At 48.8% G+C, this 3,858-nt stretch carries 3 protein-coding genes; all 3 read left to right on the top strand.

What is annotated here, in order from left to right; translation table 11 throughout:
* The first annotated feature begins 196 nt into the window (after nucleotides 1-196).
* Nucleotides 197-1,978, top strand: a complete 1,782-nt coding sequence (locus RUMCAL_RS14690; protein ID WP_021682713.1) for a cellulase family glycosylhydrolase — start codon at nucleotides 197-199, stop codon at nucleotides 1,976-1,978.
* A gap of 296 nt (nucleotides 1,979-2,274) precedes the next feature.
* Nucleotides 2,275-3,318: a flagellin lysine-N-methylase gene (gene fliB / locus RUMCAL_RS14685; protein WP_021682711.1), complete on the top strand. Its 1,044-nt coding sequence runs from the start codon at nucleotides 2,275-2,277 to the stop codon at nucleotides 3,316-3,318.
* A gap of 317 nt (nucleotides 3,319-3,635) precedes the next feature.
* The coding region (locus tag RUMCAL_RS16295) for a hypothetical protein (RefSeq protein ID WP_207636454.1) at nucleotides 3,636-3,858 on the top strand (223 nt) is incomplete at its 3' end.

The raw sequence follows: 3,858 nt of genomic DNA, 5'->3' as shown, positions 1-3,858 counted from the left end.
CTGTCGCACAATCTTTGTGCGGTATTGCCCTAAGAATGCTACTGCAAATTTGTACAGAAAAAATTGTGAAAGTGAATCAAAATCTATTGACTTTTCCATTCCTTCATGATATAATAAAAGAAAATATGCCGTTTTTCCGGCATTTCGTTTGATGAAAAATGATGTGTGAAAAGAACACGTTCCAAGGAGGAAAACTATGCTATTTCAGTTTCGCAAGTTATTTGCTGCCGGTACTGCCGCAGTCATGCTGCTTTCCGGCATGACATTTTTCCAGACAACCGCTTCCGCTGAGGGAACCATGACCGCCGATGATATTACGGAAAACATGACGATCGGCTGGAACATTGGCAACTCTCTGGATTCCACCGGATACAGCGGTGAAACCAGCTGGGGCAATCCCAGAGTTACGCAGGAACTGATCGACACCGTCAAGGCAAAGGGATTCAACACCATTCGTGTTCCCACCACATGGTATCAGAATGTCACAACGACTACTGACGAAAACGGCAAGCCTGTTTACACAATCAGCGAGCAGTGGTTGCAGCGTGTCAAGGAAGTAGTGGACTACGCCTATAATCAGGATATGTATGTCATTCTGAATCTGCACCACGAGGAGTGGATCAATCGTTCTGACTTTCCCACTGCTTATGAGGAAATGTCCGAACGGCTGAAGCAGATGTGGGTACAGATCGCCACCTACTTCAAGGATTACGACCAGCATCTGATCTTCGAGGGCATGAACGAACCGCGACAGACCGGAGCTTCCTACGAATGGCAGGGCAACGCGGAATGCTATGAAGTAGTCAACAAGCTGGACAACGATTTCGTGGAAACGGTACGTTCCATTGATTCTCCTTATCAGAACACCCGTCTGCTGATGATCCCGTCCTATGCCGCTTCGGCATACGCAAGTTCCTACTCTGCTCTGGACGTGCCGGACGATGACTATGTGGCAGTTTCGCTCCATGCGTACACCCCTTATGCATTTGCCATGGGCGATGGTGACCACACCACTTTCTCCGGCAACTATCAGAGTGATCTGGATACGCTGTTCTCTGACATCCGGTACTATTTCACAGACAAGGATATTCCGGTGGTACTGGGCGAATTCAGTGCTTCCAACTTTAACAATACTGCCGCAAGATGCGACTGGGCAACCTATTATCTGACATGGACGAAAAAGCTGGGAATTCCCTGCGTGCTTTGGGACAACAATGCTATCACCAATTCCACATCTGCTTCAGAGGCTCACGGCTATGTAGACCGCAGCAACAACACTTGGTATGAGGCTTCTGAACCGGTTGTTGATGCTATGATGACTGTGATGCAGGACAACAGCATTGTCTGGGGCAGCGAAAGCCACCTGCCTACATGGAAACATGCAGACATCAACAGCGGCGACAACATTTATGAGAATGCCAGCGGTCTGGTCCTGGACGCTTCGGACGGCAATGGCGGCAACTGCACACCGGGACTGAATATCACGGCAGAGCAGATTTCCGAGAACCGCGAAATTGCCATTCGCTATACCGGCGGTGCGGCTCCGATTCTGGCACTGTGCAACGACAGCTGGGGCAACTGGACAGAAATCAACGCGTATGACATTGACGAGGAAGCTGGTATCGCTTACTATTCTCACGAAGCGATCACAAAGGCTTGGGGCAGCGATCTGAGCACAGCTGCACATCTGTTTGCCCGTGCCGGTGTGAATATGACTATTTATCAGATCTCTTCAATCGCAGCTGCTGAACTGGTAACTGACCCCGACGTTCCGGAAAAGCCAGATCAGCATCTGCCGGGTGATGTCAATCTGGATAATAAAGTCACTGTTGTAGACGTTGTTCTGCTGCAAAAGTACCTGCTGGGTGAAGTCACTCTGACAAAAGAGGCTTACAATTGTGCAGATGTAAACACGGACGAAGCAGTAAACGGTCTGGATCTGTCCCGTCTGCGTCAGATGTCTCTGGAAAACGCATAAATATTTTATAATCTAACGACAAAAAGGCACTGTGCAGAAGCATAGTGCCTTTTGTGTTGTCTGGACAGTTGAGGCAACACCGCACAAAGCCCGTCTGGCGACTTTGCACGCCATCTGCTTGCAAATTTCCTCTCATATTTCACAAAAATGCTCGTGAATACATCAAGTATTCACTCGCTTTTTGTTTCATCTGACGAAAAATTTGACGACGCATCTGTCGCACAATCTTTGTGCGGTGTTGCCTTGACAAAGGCAATTGCCACGTGCTATAATGCCTTTATCAGGAGGAATGTGTTATGAGAGAAATCTACCCGTCCCATTATGCGGCGTTTCACTGCATTGCCGGAGCCTGTCCGGACAGCTGCTGCAAGGAATGGGAAATCGTTGTGGACACGGCATCTGCGGAGAGATACCGTTCTGTTTCCGGCACGCTGGGAGAACGGCTGCGGCAGGCAATGATTACCGATGCAGACGGTGACATCGTTTTTCAGGAACACAACAGTCGCTGTCCTTTTTGGAATGCACAGCAGCTTTGCGATATTCACGGGGAATTGGGAGAAGATGCCCTGTGCGAAACTTGCCGGCTGTTCCCCCGCATCACGCAGGACTACGGGGATTTTATCGAGTTTGACATCTCCCCCGCCTGTCCGGAAGCGGCAAGGCTGCTGTTTTCGATGACACCGAAGCAGTGGCAGCTGACAGAACGCAGTTCTCCGGCAATGACAGAGGAACCGCCGGAATATGCAGCGGCGAACATGCGGCGGTTACAAGAACAACGACAAGCATTATTTTTTCGGTTACAGGACGATTCTGCTTCTGCCTGTGCACAGCTGTCCGCCTGTCTGACACTTGCGGAACAATGGGCAGGTGTTTCGCAGGAACCGGCGGCTGTTCCCTGCATGGAAGAATCTGTTTTGTCCTTTTTGCGATCCTGTGAAGTGCTGACTTCGGACTGGAAGCAGATGCTGGAACAGGCTGCAAATGCACCGGAACCGGAAAATCTTTTGGCATACACGCCTGCACTGGATCAAGAAATTCGGCTGTTTACAATGGATATGCTATACCGGTATTATCTCCGTGCGGCATATGCCGAAACTCCAGAAGCAGAAATTTTACCGTTGCAAATGGCGGCGTTTTCTGTGTGCGTGGTGCTCTTATACAGCAGACGGCTGGGATTTCATACCGCAGAACAGCGGCTGCGAATCTGGCAGCTTTTCGTTAAGGAAATCGAATATGACGAGAACAATCTGGAAGAACTGGAATGGCAGCTGGAAACCAACGCTGCTTTTTCTCCGGCGGCGTTCCGTGCATATTTCGCTTCGCTGGGAGGTGTCCAATGATCTCTCTGTTTTCCCACGCCATTTCTGCACTGTTGTCGAAGCTGTTTGACAAATGGACAAACAAATATATCGACAGAGAAAACGAAGAAAATTCTTATCGGAAATGCGTGAGAGTTTCTAAAGCTTTCAGTATTGCCGGAGGCATCTGGTTTATCTGTTTTGCGGCGTTTGGCGTTCTCAGCATTGTTATTTGGGCTGACGGCATGACGGATTGGGATTCTTTCACTTGCGGTGTCCTGTTTCTGCTCATCAGCCTTTCGGGTATTTTCTGCATGCTGTTCAGACGCAATTACCGCATCTTTTACACAGATACATTTGTGGAAAAGCACGGCATTTTCGGGAAAAAGCAGGTCTACCGCTGGGCAGAACTGATTTCGGTTCAACAAAAAGGTGCTGTCTACACATTGACTTTTCCCAGCGGAAAACTCCGCATCGTTTCCGGCAAAGAGTATGTTGGCAGTGATAAGCTTGTCGATTTTTTGGAAAAAGAAATATTTTTTGAAAAAATCTGCGTTGTCAATAGATGTGACCCATTGGATG

It is taken from the genome of Ruminococcus callidus ATCC 27760, assembly GCF_000468015.1.
Lineage (GTDB): Bacteria > Bacillota > Clostridia > Oscillospirales > Ruminococcaceae > Ruminococcus_C > Ruminococcus_C callidus.
This window is presented reverse-complemented; position numbering and strand designations above follow the sequence as displayed.

What these genes read in the sequence shown, in the direction of transcription:
- RUMCAL_RS14690 (WP_021682713.1), top strand. Translation starts at nt 197, where the DNA reads ATGCTATTTCAGTTTCGCAAGTTATTTGCTGCCGGTACTGCCGCAGTC.
- fliB (WP_021682711.1), top strand. Translation starts at nt 2,275, where the DNA reads ATGAGAGAAATCTACCCGTCCCATTATGCGGCGTTTCACTGCATTGCC.